The sequence below is a fragment of the Streptomyces roseus genome (assembly GCF_001044425.1).
GTDB classification, from domain to species: Bacteria; Actinomycetota; Actinomycetes; order Streptomycetales; family Streptomycetaceae; genus Streptomyces; species Streptomyces roseus.
Window position 1 is genome coordinate 1 of record NZ_LFML01000031.1, and the last position, 18,979, is coordinate 18,979.

12 protein-coding genes and 1 pseudogene are annotated in these 18,979 nt (G+C 70.0%); 7 read left to right on the forward strand and 6 right to left on the reverse strand.

Translation table 11 applies throughout. The features are described from left to right. Positions 1–44: 44 nt before the first annotated feature. Complete coding sequence (locus tag ACS04_RS08060; protein WP_048475847.1) at positions 45–755, reverse strand: SigE family RNA polymerase sigma factor; 711 nt, start codon at positions 753–755, stop codon at positions 45–47. Between the two features lie 190 nt (positions 756–945). Here ACS04_RS08060 and afsQ1 point away from each other — a divergent pair, with 190 nt between their 5' ends. The 5 genes and pseudogenes from afsQ1 to ACS04_RS08080 all read left to right on the forward strand — a co-directional run bounded on the left by afsQ1 (position 946) and on the right by ACS04_RS08080 (position 4,768). After that, positions 946–1,623 (forward strand): two-component system response regulator AfsQ1, encoded by a 678-nt coding sequence (gene afsQ1 / locus ACS04_RS08065; protein WP_199813692.1) that lies wholly within the window; start codon positions 946–948, stop codon positions 1,621–1,623. A gap of 53 nt (positions 1,624–1,676) precedes the next feature. Continuing rightward, a complete protein-coding gene (locus ACS04_RS08070) occupies positions 1,677–3,107 on the forward strand; it encodes a sensor histidine kinase (RefSeq protein ID WP_245236324.1) in 1,431 nt (476 codons plus the stop codon). Further along, positions 3,091–3,708, forward strand: coding sequence for a hypothetical protein (locus ACS04_RS08075; protein ID WP_048475849.1), 618 nt, complete (start codon positions 3,091–3,093; stop codon positions 3,706–3,708). The genes ACS04_RS08070 and ACS04_RS08075 overlap by 17 nt, the downstream gene beginning before the upstream one ends. Positions 3,709–3,839: 131 nt before the next feature. Beyond that, positions 3,840–4,220, forward strand: a pseudogene (locus tag ACS04_RS40600) (NsdA family TPR-like regulatory protein); the annotation flags it as partial. Beyond that, positions 4,217–4,768, forward strand: a complete 552-nt coding sequence (locus tag ACS04_RS08080; protein ID WP_048475850.1) for a GNAT family N-acetyltransferase — start codon at positions 4,217–4,219, stop codon at positions 4,766–4,768. The pseudogene ACS04_RS40600 and the gene ACS04_RS08080, both read left to right, overlap by 4 nt. 250 nt (positions 4,769–5,018) lie before the next feature. Here ACS04_RS08080 and ACS04_RS08085 read toward each other — a convergent pair whose 3' ends face one another. The 3 genes from ACS04_RS08085 to ACS04_RS08095 all read right to left on the reverse strand — a co-directional run bounded on the left by ACS04_RS08085 (position 5,019) and on the right by ACS04_RS08095 (position 8,091). Continuing rightward, on the reverse strand, positions 5,019–6,665 hold the full coding sequence (locus ACS04_RS08085; RefSeq protein ID WP_048475851.1) for a phospho-sugar mutase: 1,647 nt from the start codon (positions 6,663–6,665) through the stop codon (positions 5,019–5,021). Positions 6,666–6,721: 56 nt separating this feature from the next. Then, a complete protein-coding gene (locus tag ACS04_RS08090) occupies positions 6,722–7,528 on the reverse strand; it encodes a purine-nucleoside phosphorylase (protein ID WP_048475852.1) in 807 nt (268 codons plus the stop codon). A 125-nt stretch (positions 7,529–7,653) separates the two neighbouring features. After that, complete coding sequence (locus ACS04_RS08095) at positions 7,654–8,091, reverse strand: gamma-glutamylcyclotransferase family protein (RefSeq protein ID WP_030865395.1); 438 nt, start codon at positions 8,089–8,091, stop codon at positions 7,654–7,656. A gap of 184 nt (positions 8,092–8,275) precedes the next feature. On the opposite strand from ACS04_RS08095, the gene ACS04_RS08100 reads away from it, so the two are divergent. Together ACS04_RS08100 and ACS04_RS08105 are read left to right on the forward strand one after the other, a co-directional pair. Beyond that, complete coding sequence (locus tag ACS04_RS08100) at positions 8,276–9,715, forward strand: NAD(P)H-quinone dehydrogenase (RefSeq protein ID WP_048475853.1); 1,440 nt, start codon at positions 8,276–8,278, stop codon at positions 9,713–9,715. 174 nt (positions 9,716–9,889) lie between these two features. Further along, the gene (locus ACS04_RS08105; RefSeq protein ID WP_078864542.1) at positions 9,890–10,840 is read left to right on the forward strand and encodes a DeoR/GlpR family DNA-binding transcription regulator; all 951 of its coding nucleotides are present in this window, start codon (positions 9,890–9,892) and stop codon (positions 10,838–10,840) included. Between the two features lie 76 nt (positions 10,841–10,916). Here ACS04_RS08105 and ACS04_RS08110 read toward each other — a convergent pair whose 3' ends face one another. Both ACS04_RS08110 and ACS04_RS08115 read right to left on the reverse strand, forming a co-directional pair. Next, positions 10,917–11,300 (reverse strand): hypothetical protein, encoded by a 384-nt coding sequence (locus tag ACS04_RS08110; protein ID WP_158977215.1) that lies wholly within the window; start codon positions 11,298–11,300, stop codon positions 10,917–10,919. Beyond that, on the reverse strand, positions 11,297–18,478 hold the full coding sequence (locus ACS04_RS08115; RefSeq protein ID WP_158977218.1) for an RHS repeat-associated core domain-containing protein: 7,182 nt from the start codon (positions 18,476–18,478) through the stop codon (positions 11,297–11,299). Before ACS04_RS08115 ends, ACS04_RS08110 begins: the two co-directional genes overlap by 4 nt. Positions 18,479–18,979 lie beyond the last annotated feature (501 nt).

Consider the following 18,979-nt stretch of genomic DNA (forward strand, 5'->3'; position numbering starts at 1 on the left):
GGCCCATGGTCTGTGGGGTGCCGCGTTCCGCGGCACCGCGCCGCTTACGCGACGAGCTCCTCGAAGGACTCCGCCTCGTCACGGCCGAAGCTCAGCACCTCGTCGTCCCGCAGCCGCCGCAGCGACCGCCAGATGCTCGACTTCACCGTGCCGACGCTGATGCCCAGGATCTCGGCGATCTCCGGGTCCGTGCGGCCCTCGTAGTACCGCAGCACCAGCATCGTGCGCTGCGGCTCCGGGATGCGGGCCAGCGCCTGCCACAGCACCGCGCGCAGCTCCGTACCCCGCATCGCGTCCGTGTCGGAGGCCGTCTCCGGCAGTTCCTCCGTCGGGTACTCGTTGAGCTTGCGCCGCCGCCACGCGCTGATGTGCAGGTTCGTCATCGTGCGGCGCAGGTACCCGCCGACGGCGGCCTTGTCGCTGATCCGGTCCCAGGCGCGGTACGTGGAGAACAGCGCGCTCTGGAGCAGGTCCTCGGCTTCGTAACGGTCACCGGTCAGGTGGAAGGCCGTCGCGTAGAGGGCGGCCCGCCGCTCCCGTACGTACGCCGTGAACTCGGCCTCCGAGGTGGCGGAGAGTTCGGGCGTGGGCTGCACCGGGACGGCGGAGGCGCTCTGGTACGTGTTCGCGTCGATGGCCACCGTGTGCGCCGGCCGCGGACGAGCGACCGTCACCGAACGGACACCTGCCCGGCGGTTCGCATCGTGCAGCCGCGTGACAACCGCGCTGGTGGTGGTGCTGTGCAGCGTGTTCATCTCGCGCCCCCCGTCGTGGAGTCTGCTTCGGATCCTGCTCGGTTTCGTTGGTAGAAGACTGCCCGGCCGACTTAACCGGGGTGTCCGCCGACTGTCACAGGCCTGTCACAGCGACTTCCGCGGGTCCCCCCGTGCGACCGCTTGGACCCGACGGTCGAACTCCGAACGGTCGATGGGACAGAATGAGCCCGTGCCTTTCCTGTTGCTGATCGAGGACGACGACGCCATCCGCACGGCCCTCGAACTCTCCCTGTCTCGCCAGGGCCACCGTGTGGCCACCGCGGCGACGGGAGAGGACGGCCTGAAACTGCTGCGCGAGCAGCGGCCGGACCTGATCGTCCTGGACGTCATGCTGCCCGGGATCGACGGCTTCGAGGTGTGCCGGCGGATCCGCCGCACCGATCAGCTGCCGATCATCCTGCTGACCGCCCGCAGCGACGACATCGATGTCGTCGTGGGTCTGGAGTCGGGAGCCGACGACTACGTCGTCAAGCCCGTCCAGGGCCGGGTGCTCGACGCCCGGATCCGGGCCGTCCTGCGCCGCGGGGAACGGGAGGCCAGCGACTCCGCCATGTTCGGCTCCCTGGTCATCGACCGGGCCGCGATGACGGTCACCAAGAACGGCGAGGACCTCCAGCTCACGCCGACCGAGCTGCGGCTGCTGCTGGAGCTCAGCCGCCGGCCGGGCCAGGCGCTCTCGCGCCAGCAACTGCTGCGCCTGGTCTGGGAGCACGACTACCTCGGCGACTCGCGCCTGGTGGACGCCTGCGTGCAGCGGCTGCGGGCCAAGGTCGAGGAAGTACCGTCCTCACCCACCCTCATCCGGACCGTGCGGGGCGTCGGCTACCGGCTGGACTCGCCGCAGTGATCAAAGCCCTGTTCGCGGGCCGGCGCTGGACCAGCCTGCGGCTGCGGCTCCTGATGGTGTTCTCCCTGGTCGCGCTGGTGGCCGCCGTGTCCGCGTCCGGGATCGCGTACTGGCTCAACCGCGAGGCCGTGCTCACGCGTACCCAGGACGCGGCCCTCGGCGACTTCCGCCAGGAGATGCAGAACCGGGCCGCGGCGCTGCCCGCCGACCCGACGCCCGAGGAGATGCAGCGCACCGCCGAGCTGATGGCGGGCAGCAGTCCCGGCTACAGCGTGCTGCTGGTCGACGAACGCAAGGACGGCCGCAAGGTGTTCGGCGCGGCCGGTCCCGACTCCTTCGGGCTGGACGACGTACCCGCCTCGCTCCAGCGCGCGGTGAACGACCGGCAGAAGGCGACGGCCGCGAACGACTCCGAGTACCACGTGTACTGGCAGCGCACGAAGCCGCGCGGCAATCCGTACCTGGTCGGCGGGACGCGGATCGTGGGCGGCGGGCCGACCGGCTACATGTACAAGTCGCTGGCCCAGGAGCGGGACGACCTGAACGCGCTCGGCTGGTCGCTGACCATCGCGACGGGCCTCGCGCTGCTCGGGTCCGCGCTGCTGGCGCAGGCGGCCGCCCGGACCGTGCTCAAGCCGGTGCAGCGGCTGGGCGACGCCGCGCGGCGGCTCGGCGAGGGCGAGCTGGACCACCGGCTGGAGGTGTCGGGTACGGACGAACTGGCCGACCTCTCGCACACGTTCAACAAGACGGCGGAGGCGCTGGAGAAGAAGGTCGCCGACATGAGCGCCCGCGAGGAGGCCAGTCGGCGCTTCGTCGCGGACATGTCGCACGAACTGCGCACTCCGCTGACGGCGCTGACGGCGGTCGCCGAGGTGCTGGAGGAGGAGGTCGAGTACCTCGATCCGATGATCGCACCGGCGGTGGGCCTGGTGGTCAGCGAGACCCGGCGGCTGAACATCCTCGTGGAGAACCTGATGGAGGTCACCCGCTTCGACGCGGGGACGGCCAAGCTGGTCCTGGACGACGTGGACGTCGCCGACCAGGTGACGGCGTGCATCGACGCGCGGGCCTGGCTCGACGCGGTCGAACTGGACGCGGAGCGGGGCATCGTGGCGCGGCTCGACCCGCGCCGGCTCGACGTCATCCTGGCCAACCTGATCGGCAACGCGCTCAAGCACGGCGGCTCGCCGGTGCGGGTGTCGGTGGTCGTCGAGGGCGCGTGGCTGGTGATCGCGGTCCAGGACAACGGGCCGGGCATCCCGCAGGAGGTGCTGCCGCACGTCTTCGACCGGTTCTACAAGGCGAGCGCCTCGCGGCCGAAGTCGGACGGCAGCGGGCTGGGCCTGTCGATCGCCGTGGAGAACGCGCACATCCACGGGGGCGAGATCACGGCGGCCAACGGGCCGCAGGGCGGCGCGCTGTTCACGCTGCGGCTGCCGATGGACGTGGGGAAGGTGATCGCCGGTGAAGCGGACGCGTAGGACGCGCAGGGCCGGGGCGGTACTCCTCGTGCTGCTGACCTCGGCGTGCGGGATCAGGGCGACGACGGTGCCGGTGGACGTCGGCGCGGCGCCCTCGCGGGTGTCGTGCGATACGCCGCAGCCGCAGGCCGAGGTGCAGGGCTTCCGGGCCACGGTGGAGCTGGTGTGCGGATCGCAGCTGGTCGGCGTGGAGCGGGTGGTGCCCGTACCGGAGAAGAAGCCGGTACGCGACCCCGTGGCACTGGTCGCCGAGGCGCTGCTGGAGGCACTGGAGCGGGAGCCGTCGGCGCAGGAGCGGGACGCGGGGTTCACGACCGCGGTGCCGGGCGGGCTGACGGTCGCGCCGGCCCGGCCCGGGGACCCGGCGGGGACGATACGCATCAGCCGCAAGCCGGAGGACCTGCCGCCGGTGGCGCTGTCGCAGGTGGTGTGCACGCTGGCCGGCAGCGAGGCCGTCTCGGCGGGCCCGGGCCCGGTGGTCCTGGGCGGCCCCGACGCGGATCCGCCGCGGGCCTGGGAGTGCACGGAAGCGGTCCGCTCCCGCCCGGAGTCGGTCCCCACGCTGGGCGAACTGGTCCGCCCGACCCCGACCTCTTCTTGACGTGCCACTCGCGCGGCTCGGCCCTGGCGGGCCTCCCCGGCTGCGCGCCACTGCGCCGGCCTCCGACCGGCGGGTGCGGGCCGGGGCGGGGGTAGGCGGGACCACGGCACGCCGGGTCGGGTAGGGAGCGTGACGACGAGGTACCCGATTGGGCCAGGTTCGCCGGCCCGTTCGAAGTCGACTACGCCACGGCCGACATGTACATGAAGGCGAACCAGCCGCAGCGAGCAGTGCCCTTCCTCCGGGCCGCCGTGCACGGCATCGGCGGAGGTCTGGTCCGGAACAGTGCCTCCCACAGGGTCAGGTTGGCCGACGCCCTGCTCGCGGCCGGAGAGGTTGAAGAAGCGTGTGCTGAGGTGGACGGCGTACTGGACACATGGGGTGGGATCGCCTCTCCCCGCTTGCTGGGAAAGGTGTGCGACTTTCAGCGGTCGGCATCCGCGGTCGCCAGTCGGAATGCCCGCGACTGCGTGGCGCGCATTTATGAGACCCTTGGAAAGAGCCCGGGATGAATCGGTCGCAGATCAGCGTCGAACGGCTCGACGGCTCGGCCGCGGCGAAGGAAGAGGGCGCCTTCCGCCTGGTCTACGCCGAGGTGTTCGCCGAACCGCCCTATGCCGAAACCGAGGCGGCGGCGTCAGCAGCCTTCCGTCGCTTCCGGGCCCAGACCCGCAAGAGCACATTCCTCGGATGCCTGGCGACAGCTGAAGGCGGCCAGCCGGTGGGCATGGCATACGGGTACCCCCTCGGCCTGCAGACGGGTTGGTGGGACCAACTCACCGAGCCGGGGCCGGAGGAGATGCGCCGCGAGGACGGCCGCCGACCCTTCGGCTTGATGGAACTCGCCGTGCGCGCCGCCTGGCGTCGACAGGGCGTCGCCCGCCGTCGGCACGAAACCCTGCTCGCCGCCGTCGACGCCGAACGGGTCCTGCTCAACGCCCACCCGGACAGCAATGCGGCCGTGGCCGCGTATCGCGCATGGGGCTACCGCAAGGTCGGCGATGCACACCCGTGGGCCGGGGCACCCCCGCACGACGTCATGCTGCTCGACCTCGGCTGACCAGCAGGCGACCGACCGGCTGGCGCCGGGACGAGAGAAGCGCGTGGCGATCCGGCGCGCTCGGGCACGCCGCAGGGCGCGTTGATCGCCGCTTCGTTCAGGCAAACCGCTCCCGATGTCGCCCCCCAATCCCCTCGGCAACGCCGACGGCCCCCGAGCCGAGGCTCAGGGGGCCGGGCACGGGCCGAAGCCCTTGGACTGCACCCGATGGACGGAATCCGGTGCAGAGGCGCGAGAGGCGCGTGCCGGGTCAGATGCCGGCGGCCGCCGACAGGTCCTTCTTGATCGCGTCCAGGACCTCCTGGCCGCGGACGCGGGCCGCCGCCAGGTCGCTGGCCTCGGCCACCGGGACCACGACCTCCAGGTAGCACTTCAGCTTCGGCTCCGTGCCCGACGGGCGCACGATCACCCGGGCCTTGAAGTCGCCCTCCAGGTAGTAGCGCAGGCCGTCCGTCGGCGGCAGCGTCCCGGTGCCCCGCGTCAGGTCCTCCGCGGAGGCGACCCGCAGGCCCGCCAGGGAGGTCGGCGGCTCCGCCCGCAGCGCGGCCATCGCGTCGGCGATGACCGACAGGTCCTCCACGCGGACCGACAGCTGGTCGGTGTGGTGCAGGCCGTGGGCCATCGCCAGGTCGTCCAGCAGGTCGGTCAGCGTACGGCCCTGCTCCTTGAGCTCCGAGGCCAGCTCCGCCACCAGCAGGGCGGCCGTGATGCCGTCCTTGTCGCGGACCCCCTCGGGGTCCACGCAGTAGCCGAGCGCCTCCTCGTAGCCGTACCGCAGGCCCTCGACGCGGGCGATCCACTTGAAGCCCGTCAGGGTCTCCTCGTAGCCGACGCCCGCCGCCTCCGCGATCCGCCCCAGGAGGGAGGACGAGACGATGGACTCGGCGAAGACGCCCGTCGCGCCCTTGTGGACCAGGTGGGCCGCCAGCAGCGCGCCGACCTCGTCCCCGCGGAGCATCCGCCAGCCGTCCGCGGTGGGGACGGCCACCGCGCACCGGTCGGCGTCCGGGTCGTTCGCGATCACGATGTCGGGCTGGACCTCGGCGGCCCTGGCGAAGGCCAGGTCCATCGCGCCCGGCTCCTCCGGGTTCGGGAAGGCCACCGTCGGGAAGGCCGGGTCCGGCTCCGCCTGCTCGGCGACCAGCACCGGCTCCGGGAAGCCGGCCCGGGCGAAGGCCGCCAGGACGACGTCCTTGCCGACGCCGTGCATGGCCGTGTAGACGGTCCGCACGCCCCGGGGGGAGCCCGGGGTCAGGACCGCGTCCGTACGGGCCAGGTAGGCCTCCAGCACCTCGTCGCCGAGGTCCTCCCAGCCGGACTCCGGACGGGGGACCGAGGCGAGGGTCTCCACGCGCCCGATCTCCGCCGCGATCTCGACGTCCGCCGGGGACACGATCTGCGAGCCGTCGCCGAGGTAGACCTTGTAGCCGTTGTCCCGGGGCGGGTTGTGGCTCGCGGTCACCTCGACGCCGGCGACGGCGCCCAGGTGCCGTATGGCGTACGCGAGGACCGGCGTCGGCAGCGGTCGGGGCAGGACGGCCGCGCGCAGGCCGGCGCCGGTCATCACGGCGGCGGTGTCGCGGGCGAAGTCCGCGGACTTGTACCGCGCGTCGTAGCCGACGACGACCAGGCCGCCGGCGTGGCCCTGGGCCTTGAGGTAGGCCGCGAGGCCCGCCGCCGCCCGGATGACCACGGAGCGGTTCATCCGCATCGGACCCGCGCCGATCTCACCGCGCAGCCCGGCCGTGCCGAACTGCAGGGTGCCGGAGAACCGGTCCGCGAGTTCGGTGAGGTCCCCGGCCTCGATGATCCCGGCGAGTTCCGCCGCGGTCTCCGGGTCCGGGTCCTCCGCCAGCCAGGCACGCGCCCGGGTGATCAGGTCGTCCTGTTCCTGCACTGCCACTGCTGCTTCCGCCTTGTCTCTCGTACGGTTCCGATGCCCCGGGTGCCGGCTCAGATGCGGGCGAGGACCTGCGTCAGCAGCTTGCCCATGCGCGCGGCCGAGTCGCGGCCGGCCTGGAGCACCTCTTCGTGGTTGAGCGGCTCGCCGGAGATGCCCGCCGCCAGGTTGGTGACCAGGGAGATGCCGAGCACCTCGGCGCCGGCCTCACGGGCGGCGATGGCCTCCAGCACGGTGGACATGCCGACCAGGTCGGCGCCCATGACGCGGATCATGTTGATCTCGGCCGGGGTCTCGTAGTGCGGGCCGGGGAACTGGACGTAGACGCCCTCTTCGAGGGTCTCGTCGATCTCCTTGCACATCGCGCGCAGGCGCGGCGAGTACAGGTCGGTCAGGTCCACGAAGTTCGCGCCGACGATCGGCGAGGTGGCCGTCAGGTTGAGGTGGTCGCTGATCAGGACGGGCTGGCCGGGCTTCATGCCCTCGCGCAGGCCGCCGCAGCCGTTGGTCAGGACGACGGTCTTGCAGCCGGCGGCGACGGCGGTGCGCACGCCGTGGGCGACGGCGGCGACGCCGCGGCCCTCGTAGTAGTGGGTCCGGCCGAGGAAGACCAGGGCGCGCTTGTCGCCGATCTTGTACGAGCGGATCTTGCCGCCGTGGCCCTGGACCGCGGCGGGCGGGAAGCCCGGCAGCTCGGTGACGGGGAATTCGGCCTCGGGGGCGCCCAGCGCCTCTGCGGCGGGGGCCCAGCCGGAGCCCATGACGAGGGCGACATCGTGGGATTCGGCGCCGGTCAGCTCACGCAGGCGGGCGGCTGCGGCGGTGGCGTCGGCGAAGGGGTCGGTAACAGATGCGTTCACGCAGACGAGCGTAGCCGAGCATTGCCTACGCGCGTAGATGGCGCAGCTCACGGTGTTCGGATCGTTGCCTTGTCGTTTCCGCCGAAATGCCCCCGGCGGTTCATCCCCTAACAGGGGCGCTTGCCCTAACAGGGGCGCTTGCGCAGTTCCATCACGTAGTCGTGCGGGGCGCCGGCGGATTCGGCCGCGTCGGCGATCTCCCCGAGGTAGCGCGCGGAGGGCAGGCCGCCCTCGTAGCCGTTCAGCACGTAGCACCACGCCGGCTCCTCGCCGTCCAGCGTGTGGACGCGGATCCGCATCCGGCGGTAGATGTCGAGCCCGACGCCCTCCCACCGGTCCATGGAGTCCTCGTCCAGCGGCGCGATGTCGTACAGGGCGACGAAGACCTGGTGGCGCGGGGCCTCGACGATCGTCGCGAGCGCGCCCTCCCAGCCCATCTGCTCGCCGCCGAAGGTCAGCCGCCAGTCGTTGATCCAGCCCGTGCCGCGCAGCGGCGAATGCGGAGCGCGGCGCGTCATCAGCCGCGGGTCGAGGTTGCCGGCGTACGCGGCGTAGAGCGACATGAGGTCGAGGGTACGGGAGGGGCGGGGCGGGCGGCGTGCCCGGCCGCCCCCACGGATGGCCGGACCGGGGGAGAAGCACCTTGAAGCGTGCGGGACAATGGGGCACGGAATGCATCCCCCGGGGAGACCCCGGAAGCCCCGGCCGGGGCGGCAGCCGGCCGGGTAGACGTGAGGCGGAGTTTTCGTGACCCGGATCGTGATCATCGGCGGCGGACCCGGCGGGTATGAGGCGGCCCTCGTGGGGGCCCAGCTCGGCGCGGAGGTGACCGTCGTCGACTGCGACGGCCTCGGTGGCGCGTCCGTCCTCACCGACTGCGTACCCTCCAAGACCCTCATCGCGACCGCCGAGGTCATGACGACCTTCGACTCGTCGTACGAGGAGCTCGGCATCGTCGTCGCCGACGACACCCCGCACATCGAGCAGGCCGCGCGCGTCGTCGGCGTGGACCTCGGCAAGGTGAACCGGCGCGTCAAGCGCCTCGCGCTCGCCCAGTCGCACGACATCACCGCCTCCGTCACCCGCGCCGGAGCCCGCGTCGTACGGGGCCGCGGCAAGCTCGGCGGACCGCAGGGCATCGACGGCACGCGCGACGTCATCGTCACCGCCGCCGACGGCACCGAGACCATCCTGACGGCCGACGCCGTGCTGATCGCGACCGGCGGCCACCCCCGCGAGATCCCCGACGCCATGCCCGACGGCGAGCGGATCCTGAACTGGACCCAGGTCTACGACCTCGACGAGCTCCCCGAGGAGCTCATCGTGGTCGGCTCCGGAGTCACCGGCGCCGAGTTCGCCGGCGCGTACCAGGCCCTCGGCTCCCGGGTCACGCTGATCTCCTCCCGCGACCGCGTGCTGCCCGGCGAGGACCCGGACGCGGCGGCCGTACTGGAGGACGTCTTCCGACGCCGCGGCATGAACGTCGTGGGCCGCTCGCGCGCCGAGTCCGCCAAGCGGGTCGGCGACCGCGTCGAGGTCACGCTGTCGGACGGCCGGGTCATCACCGGCACGCACTGCCTGATGGCGGTCGGCGCGATCCCGAACACCAAGGACATGAACCTGGAGGAGTCCGGGGTCCGGCTCAAGGAGTCCGGCCACATCTGGACCGACAAGGTCTCCCGCACCTCCGCGCCCGGCGTGTACGCGGCCGGCGACGTGACCGGGATCTTCGCGCTGGCCTCCGTCGCCGCCATGCAGGGGCGCATCGCGATGTACCACTTCCTCGGCGACGCGGTGGCCCCGCTGAACCTGAAGACGGTCTCCTCCAACGTGTTCACCGACCCGGAGATCGCCACTGTCGGTTACACCCAGGCGGATGTGGACTCCGGCAAGATCGACGCCCGTGTCGTGAAGCTGCCCCTGCTGCGCAACGCGCGGGCCAAGATGCAGGGCATCCGGGACGGGTTCGTGAAGCTGTTCTGCCGTCCGGGCACGGGAATCGTGGTCGGCGGCGTGGTGGTCTCCCCGCGGGCGAGCGAGCTGATCCACCCGATCTCGATCGCAGTCGACAACAACCTGACCGTCGAGCAGATCGCAAACGCGTTCACGGTGTACCCCTCGCTGTCGGGTTCGATCGCCGAGGTGGCGCGGCAGCTGCACACGCGCAAGGCCGCCGGCGAGGTCTGACGGAGGCAACCGCCCCACGTCAGAGGCGACTTGGGGCGGTCTGCCGGAGCGTGGAGTGACGTTCACTCAACCGACCCGCCGCGTATACCACTAGTCGCCCTGTTTTATGGACAACTTCGGTATTCCGGCGCAAGGAGCTGAAACCAGACGGTCGTTGGGGTTACTGTCAGTTTCGTGTTCGCTGCAGAACGTCGCCAATTGATTCTCGAAATGGTGCGGGCCAACGGAGCGGTGTCGCTCCGGGAGCTCGCCCGCGTCGTCCAGACCTCCGAAGTGACCGTACGGCGGGACGTGCGGGCGCTGGAGGCCGAAGGACTCCTCGACCGCCGGCATGGCGGTGCGGTCTTGCCGGGCGGTTTCACCCGCGAATCCGGCTTCCCGCAAAAGTCCCATCTCGCGACGGCGGAGAAGACCGCCATCGCCGACGTGGCGGCCTCCCTCGTCGAAGAAGGCGAGGCCGTCGTCGTCGGCGCGGGCACCACGACCCAGGAGCTGGCCCGCCGGCTCGCCCGGGTGCCCGGACTCACCGTCGTCACCAACTCGCTGCTGGTCGCCCAGGCCCTGGCGCACGCCAACCGGGTGGAGGTGGTGATGACGGGCGGCACCCTGCGCGGCTCCAACTACGCGCTGGTCGGGAGCGGGGCGGAGCAGTCCCTCCAGGGGCTGCGGGTCTCCCGGGCCTTCCTGTCGGGCAGCGGCCTGACCGCCGAACGCGGCCTGTCCACGTCCAACATGCTGAGCGCGAGCGTGGACCGGGCCCTGGTCCAGGCGGCGGCGGAGGTGGTGGTCCTCGCGGACCACACCAAGCTGGGCACCGACACCATGTTCCAGACGGTGCCGACGGACGTGATGACCCGTCTGGTCACGGACGAGCCCCCGCCGCACGACGACCGCGCGGCGACGGAACTCCAGGCCCTCGCGGACCAGGGCGTCCAGATCACGATCGCCGGGGCCGTGCCCTCGGGCGGTACGGGGGACGGCATGGCGGGCCGCCGCCCGCGCCGGGAATCCCCGCTGCCGGTCCAGCGCCGGGGCGCCCACCAACTCCGCACGGCGGGCCCCCTCCCGGACCCCCAGCCGGGGGAGCGGGAACGCGCGAGGGTGGCGGACCTGCGGCGCCGGTGAGTGTTCCTCCGCGGGCGATGACTGTCGTCAAAGAGGCCGAAAGCCCCGCCGGATGTCTCCGGCGGGGCTTTCGGCCTTACGGTAGCGTCTCGATCGGCAACCCTCCCAGAAGGTTCAGAACCACCTTCTCCAGAGTGTTTTGGCCGAGCCGGCGGAGAGCCAGAAGGCGACTCTCCGGTAGGTCGATCAGGGCACAGGAGCGTATGGCCTTCCCTGATTCAAGGAACCAGAGATAGCACCGGAACGATCGTTCTCCTACCGCTTCCCGGAACCCGTTCTCCAGCATGGGCATGAAGACGTGGAGTCCATCATGATCGATGCGTCCTTCGGAGAGCAGGGAATCCAGTCGGGCGTTCAAGTGAACGCACCGCGGGTCATCGCGGATCTCGAGGAGTTCGGCGTACGAGGCAATCCTCACCCCGTACTCGTTCGGACTGACCTGATCAGGCGATTTTGTCACCAGTCCAGGCTATTCCATACGTCGTCCAGGCTCTTTCCGCCCCCTCCACCGCCTCCGTCGAAGTCGTCGAACATGCTCATGTCTCGCTTGTGGCGTTTGATGGCGACCTTCGTCGTCCACTGGATTTTGCTGCTCGGGTCATCCGCCCGCCGCGCGAGTTCCGCAACGCGGTGATTTCCCTGAACCACGGTGTTCAGGTCGTTGAGAGTGATGAACTCTCCGTCGCTCGGATTGTTGACGGCGTTCAGGAAATCGTCATCGGAGAGATCGCGAAGCGGCTTGAGATGTGAATCCGTCGTGCCATGTGCAGGCTTCGCCATGCTCAGTTCCTGCACTGTGGCTGAGCAGTTGTGAACGAGGACCGGGGTGGCTCCCGCCAGCACGTAGTACGTGTGCTCGCCGGCAACGGTGAGGTTGCGGACCTTCCTCTGCTGGGTCCAGCGCTTGACCTCGGTGACCTGGACCCAGGTACCGGACGAGGTCTGGAGCCACTGGCCGGCCGTGAGGTCGGTGGCCTTCAGCCAACTGTCCAGAGCCGGGGCCCAGAACGGGTGTCCGTCGGTTGCGGTCAGCGTCTCGGAGGCGCTGCCGTCGGCGCCGTCGGTGTCGATCGTGATCTCGACCAGGTTCTTCTGGCCCTCGCCGAGGACCTGCGCGACGACCGGCTGGGCCGAGGTGGCCCCGGAATCCGCACTCGTGGCGACAACCTCGTCGCCGATCTCGACGTCCTCGATGGGCTTGGCCGAGCCGTCCGCCATCAGAACCTTCGTGCCCGGCACGAAGCTGTTGCAGGTCTCGCCCTTCTGCGGCTTTCCGGAGTCGCTGTCCTTGCCCGACGACTTCTTCGGGGCGTCGGCCTTCTTCGTCTCAGAGGACTTTGATGCCTTGCCGTCGCCGTCGGCCTTTTTGGCCTTCGTCGCGGAGGATTTGCCCTGCTTGGCCGCCGTGGCCTTGGCCTCGTCGGCCTTCTTGGCGGCTGCGGCTGCCGCTTCTTGGACCCTTCTTCGGGCTGCCGCTGCTTCTTCCTCGAGTTTTCTCGCGCGTTCGGCGGCTTCTTCTATCTGCCGTTTCCACTCGGCGAGGTCCTCGGCGTACTTGGCCATGGCCTGCTGGTAGCGCTCGATCCGCCTGAGGATGTCTCGTGCGAGGGCGAGTTTGTGCGACCAGCTGTTGAAGGCTTCCCAGGCGCGGTCCAATGCCTTGAGGATGCGCTTGGCGCGGCCCGCGAAGGGAAGTGCCGCATCCAGGGCGAGGCCGGCGCAGGCGCCCCAGTCGCCGCCGAGGCAGTCGCGGATGTCGTTGTAGCCGGAGGCGTCCTTGAGGATGCCCATGGCGACTTCGAGTGCGATGTCCAGGGCGCTCTTGCCCTGGATCATGTTCGCCCAGGCCGCCTCGGCCTCCGAGAAGTCCTTGATCGGCATCACGGGCGGCGCGATCGACAGGCCGCTGGGGTCGCTGAACGTCACCGGCGAGTTGTTCGCGTAGACGTAAGGGTTCTGCTGCTTGGGCTCGCTGTAGTCCACGACGGGGTCGACCGAGATGAACCGGCCCGTCGCGGGGTCGTACTCGCGCGCGCCGAGGTGCACCAGGCCGGTGGACTCGTCGACCTCTCCGCCGACGAAGCCCTTCTTGCCGGGCCACACGGAGGGGGCCGCGCCGCGGACCTCGCCGTACGGGGTGAACTTGCGGCGGGTGACCGCCATGGTCTTGGCGTCAACCGCGGTGGACGCCGTCCCGTTCTTGTCACTCATGAGGTAAGACGTGGAGATCACGCCGTCCTTGGCCGTCTTGACCATGGTCGGGCCGGCCGGGTGGCCGTAGTAGCGAGTGCTCTCCAGCTTGCCCGCAGCCGTGAGTTTGACCTCGGTGCCCGGCAGGTACAGCGTGGTACCGGAGGGCTCGCGCTTGATCAGGCGGTTGCCGCCGGCGTCGTAGACGAAGTCGGTCGTCTCGGTCCCCTTGGTGACCTTCGCCAGCTGGCCCGAGGCGTCCCATTCCAGGTTCTGGGTGTCGCCCTGGATGGTGCGGGTCTTGGTGTTGCCCGTTTCGTCGTAGGTGTAGGACTCGGTGCGGGAGCCGCCCGGTCCAGTGGTGTCGACCTTCTTGAGCCCGTTGGCGCCCGCCTGACCGGGAGTGCCGTAGGTGTAGGTGCGCGTGACGTCCTTGGTGAGGTCGCCGGTCGGGTTGTGCTGGACTTCCTTGGTGCGGTTGCCCGCGGCGTCGAAGCTGTAGGAGCTCCAGTACGCGCTCGGGCCGCCTACCTGGGGCTTTGAGCCGGGGCCGGATGCGCCCGGCTGGGCCGCGCAGTTGTCCGTCGCGGTCCACGCCTCGTTCATGCGGCGCAGGTAGTCGTAGGCGAAGCACTGAACGTCGGTGGTCGGAGCGGTCTCCGAACCCTCTTTGTCAGTGACCTTGAGGATGTTGCCGACGGCGTCGTAGTCGAACGACGTGTCGTTGATCCGGCTCGGCGCCTGCTCCTTGTCGTTGACCGTCCGGGTGAGGCGGCGGGTCTGCTCGTCGTAGAAGTTCGTCGAGTAGACCTGGGATCCGGCCGGGCCGGTCTCCGTGCGCAGGACGTCGCCCATGGGCGAGTAGTCGACCTTGCCGACGAAGGTCTTGCCCTGGACGCCCATGATGGTGGGCAGTTCCAGGTGGTTGTACTTCATCGTGGTCGTCTCGGCAGGCAGGCCGCCCAAGGCGGGCTGGCTCGTCCAGGCCGTCAGGCCGGTGTTCGGACGGTAGCCGGTGGAGTAGCTGTACGAACCGGCGAGGGCTCCTTCCGACGCGGGGATGGTGATCTTCGTGCCCGTCGGGCGGTACTCGCTGTCGTAGCCGGTGACCTCCTGTGTGTAGGCGTTGCCATTGGCGTAGCGGGTCGATGCCACCGGCAGGCCGACTGCCCCCGGCAGGGAGTCGAACGTCGTCGAGGTCAGCTTCGGACCCGTCAGCGAACCCTCGTGGGTGGCGATGACGCGGCCGAGACCGTCGTATTCGGGAGCGACGGTCTTGCCTCGGGCGTCGGTGACGGTGGCCAGTCGGTCTCCCTGACCGTACGTCATCGTGGACGTGCCCTTGTCGGGGTCCGTCTGCTTGGTCTGGCGCCCGCGGACGTCGTACTCGAAGGCCCACTTGTCGCCGGCTTGGTTGACGACCGACTCCAGCGCACCGCGCTGGTTGTAGGCGTAGGTCGTCTTGTCGTACGCGCCGGTCGGTGAGTCCGAGTGGAAGAAACGCAGCTCCGTCTTGCGCCCGGCGCCGTCAAGGAAGGCCCGGGTCGGGGTCTCGCCCTTGGGCGGGTCGACGGTGATGTTGTCGCCGCCGTACGTGGTGGTCGTACGTGAGGTCTCCAGGCCGAACTTGCGCGAGATCTGAGCGGTCGAGCGACCGGAACCGTCGTACTCGGTCATCGTCGAGGACGGGACCTCGTTGTCCTTCGGCTCCCACTGCACACCGGAGGGTTCGCCGGCCGTGTAGTAGGCGCCGTTGCTCTTCCAGACCTGGCCGAGACTGTTGTAGAAGGTGTCGGTGATGAGCCGACCGCCTGCGAGGGCCTCCATCTGGGTCTGGCGGATCCGCAGACTGCTGTCGTAGATGTCGTAGCTGGTGCGGTAGGTACCGTCGTCCAGCAGGCTCTTGTTGGAGATGACGACCGGACCGTCGGTGCGGACGTCGTAGGAGAACTCGCCGTCCGGGGACTTGGAGTTCGGGTCGCGGTCCGGCGACCAGACCCTCAGCAGCCGGCCGAGGCCGTCGTACTGCATGGTCTGACGGCGGCCGTTGGTGTCCTGCTTGGCCAGGACGGAGCCGCGGCCCTGGTCGGTCTCCGTGGTCTGGGTGTGACCGGCGGGGTTGGTGGTGACGACCTTGGTGACGATCTGACCCGAGGCCGGGGTGTAGTCGACCTTCGAGACCTTGCCGAAGACATCGGTCGTGGTCTTCATGCGGCCGTAAGCGTCGAAGGTCGCGCTGCCGTCCGTCTGGTAGACCGGGGTGGACCCGTTGTACCCGGACAGCGACTCGGTGGACTTCAGGTTGCCCGCCGCGTCGTAGTACATCCGCGCGTCGGACGTCACGTCCGCCGGGCGCTGTACGTTCGCCGCGTCACAGGCCTTCGCCACCGTCTCCACCCGCTTCTGGCGGGCGATGAGCCAGCGGGTCTGGTCCTCGTCGTACTCGTAGCGGGTGCAGCTGTCGTCCGACGGGTCGGCGACGTCGCCCAGGTTCGACACCGACTGGGCGAAGCCCCGGTTGTCGTACTTGGTCTCCATCGCAGTACGGCGCCAGCCGCGGCCCTCCGACAGGAGGATGCGGGAGTTGACCTTCGTCGTCTGCTCGACGAACGCCTGCTGCGGTTCGATGTCCTCCTCGGGCACCGCGCCCTTGCGTACGCGGGTAGCCGTCGGGCCGTACAGCCACGGGGTGTACGTCGTGGCCGCTTCGAGCGCGCCGCCCTCGCCGTTGTACGCCAGGACCTCGCGGGTCTGGCCGGCGTAGAGGCGGTGGTCCGCGATCTCGTTGCCCTCGGAGTCCTTGACCTTGACCGACTTCTTGCCGCCCGCGGGCGCGAGGCGGTCACCGTCGAGGCCGCGGAAGAACAGCGTCTCCGTCATGGAGCGCTTGTCGGGGGCCTGGCCGATGAAGGTGCGTACCTTCTCGTAGCCGCGCCACTGGGACCAGGTGCGCGTCTTGGGACGCATCATCTCGGTCTCGTCGTCGTACGCCCACGCCGGGTTGCCGAGGAACTGGTACTCGGTGCGCCGCGTCGGGGAGTTGCCGTTGCGGTCCTCTTCCTGGACCCAGTCGACGACGTACTTGTGGAACCAGTCGGTGACGTAGAGCTTCTTCTCGTGCTGCGGGTCGGTCGGGTCCGGGATCTCGGAGATCACCGGGTAGCAGCGCAGCGTGTTCGACTCGGGCGAGGTGGGCATGACGCGCGGGTTGGCCGCGCGGCACTCCGGGTCCTTGTAGTGGGCCAGGATCGTCGAGCCGGTCTCGCTGTCGATAGCCTCGATGCGGTAGCGCAGGTACGGCGGCTTGCCGTCGGCGGCACCGTCCACGCGGTTGGGCAGCTGCTTGCCGCGGAACTTCACCGGCGGCAGCGCCGTGTCCATGCCGTTCTTGCCCGTGTGCTTGATCTCGCCCAGCCACAGCGGGTAGTCCGTGCCATCGCCGGTCATCGGGAAGTCCTGGGTCAGCTTCCAGGAGTCCACGGGCTTGCGCTCGGTGCCGTTCCAGACGGAGGTCGAGACCTCGGTCAGGCGCTTGCGGGTGAAGAAGGTGGGCGTGAACCGGCCCTTGCACTCCTCGCCCGCCGCGCAGAGCTGGTCACCGGGGGTGTCGGGCCAGTTCTTCGCGATGTCCCAGGCGACCTCCGGCTTCAGCTTCGCCGGGTCGCAGTCGAAGGAGGACGTGACGAGGCAGCGCTCGGCGACGGCGAAGTTCACCTGGGCCGGGGCCTCGGCGAACAGGTTGTCGTTGCGCAGACCGTACGAGATGTGGTCCAGCCAGCCGGCTCGGTCGTACGCCCGGGCGGTGGAGCCGCCCGCGATCTTGTAGTTCGACCCGTAGTGGTTGACCTCCTTCTGGTACCAGTAGGTCATCGCGTTGCCGCGGGGGTCGACCACGTAGTCGAGGTTCCAGCGGTAGGCCTGGTCGCACACCGCGTCGGCGAACGTCGCGTTGTAGCAGGGCTCACCCGGCTGGTTGCCGTAGACCGGGACGTTCCAGGTGGAGTTGGTGACGGGCTTGCCCGTCGTCCAGCCCGGGACCCTGTTCAGACCGAAGTAGAACTGGATGCCCTGGGGGTTGGTGAACCGCCAGTGGTCACCCTCCTTGTCGCCGTTCGAGGCGCCCTGGAGCAGCTCGATGCGCGAGCCGTCGTCCTTCGCCGGGCGCCACTTCTTCGTGGTGTCGTCGAGGACGAGCTGGGTGGAGCCGCCGTTCAGCGACATGGTGACCATCGGCGCGCCGTGGCACAGGTCGCCGGTGTCGTCCTTCGGGTTGTTGAACCCGGAGCCGGCCTTCTTGTCCTGGCTGCACGGGACGTAGCCCCGCTCGATGTAGTTCGAGGCCAGGTCCCAGCCGTCGCCGACCCAGGAGGTCTGCTGCGCGGAGGCCGAGGTACGGCCGTCGATCTGGGCGCTGGAGTAGCCGAGGGAGAGCGAGGGGCTCGGGCCGCCCAGGGAGGCGGGGATGTCCAGCGGGTAGGACCAGGAGAAGTCACCCGCCGAGCCGCCGGCCTGCCAGGCGCCCGAGGGGTTCAGCGAGGTGGCCTTGAACGTGCCGTTCGCGCCGTCGGCGCCCGGGCTCGCGGCCAGCATCATGCCCTGGCCGGCCGAAGCCGCGGTGACCGCGGAGGGAGCCGACGACAGGTTCATGCCGACCTGGTCCGACGGGACGGCCGACTGGGCGGGAGCCGAGGCCGAGGGCGCCGTGAAGGTGGCGATGAGCTTGCCGGTCACCGGGTCGTTCTTGGTGCTGACCGGGATGCTGCCCTTGCACTCGGGCCTGTTCGGCGTCGTCAGGGCACAGGCGGGAACGGCGGTGAAACGGAGCCGGGAACCCCAGCTGCCGCCGTACGCGTTCTTGAAGGCGTTGTAATCGAGTTCGACCGAGACCGGGGCCGCGGTCTTACCCTCGTCGGTGCGCTTCACCGACATGAGCAGGCTGTTGGCGAGGCCGGCCTTCTTCGCGACCGCCTGGTCGTGCAGGTCGACCTTCAGCTTCACCGACGAGGCGGCGGCCGGGGTGACCGGGGTGACCGGGGCGGCTTCGGCGGAGAGGCTCTGCTTGCTCGCGCCGGACTTCGGACCGGCAGCCGCGGCCGCGGCCGGGAGGGCGGCCAAGGTGACCGGCAGCGTGCCCGCCTTGACCGGGTTGCCCGGGGCCTTCGACGGGGCGAGGGCGAACGCCCCTGCCGTCCCCTGGGGCGCCGACTTCAGGCTGACGGCCGGCGGTGCGGACGCGTCCGGAAGGGCGACCTCGGCCGAACCGGCCTTCGGCCAGGCGACCTTCGGCGCGGAGGCCTTCCACGCCTTCTTCTGCGACTCGGCGGGGCCGGCCGCGGGCTTGCCGGTGACGGGGGCTCCGCCGACCTTGGTGAGCTTCTGCAGGCCGGGCCGCTTCAGGTCGGAACCGCCCGCCATGGCGGGGGTGGCGGTGAGGCCGGCGGTCAGCATGCTGAGCGCCAGCACCGGTATCGGCCACCGCCAGACACGCCTGAGAGGCGCACGCAGTGCGTGCGCCTGGGATCTCTTCAAAGTTCGAACACTCCAAGCCGTCGCGCGCGGTGAATCAGGCACCGCGCTAAGGGGCAACGGCGCTGAACCTAACAAGCCAACAGGTGGCGCGTCGAAGGCGTTTGGAGTTCCGGTGGCCAGTAATCCCTGACAAAAGCAGCGGTCAACGGATCGTCAAGAAGGTTGTACGGCACAGGCCATCAACTTTTACCGGAGAACTTGTCGGAACCGCCCAGGGCAGGGGCTCTGCTCGCAGGGCACCGCTGCCTGAGAACCGTCCCCGGGCTGCTGGAAATCATTCGGACAATCGATGACCGATTGCCGGCGTGCCGTCATGGCAGCAACAGGGCCAGGGGGGGGGGCAGCGGGCCGTCCCGGCCATCCAAGGGTGGATCGCCGTCTCGGCGCGGCCACCGCATTATCTTTGAGGACGGGTCAGTG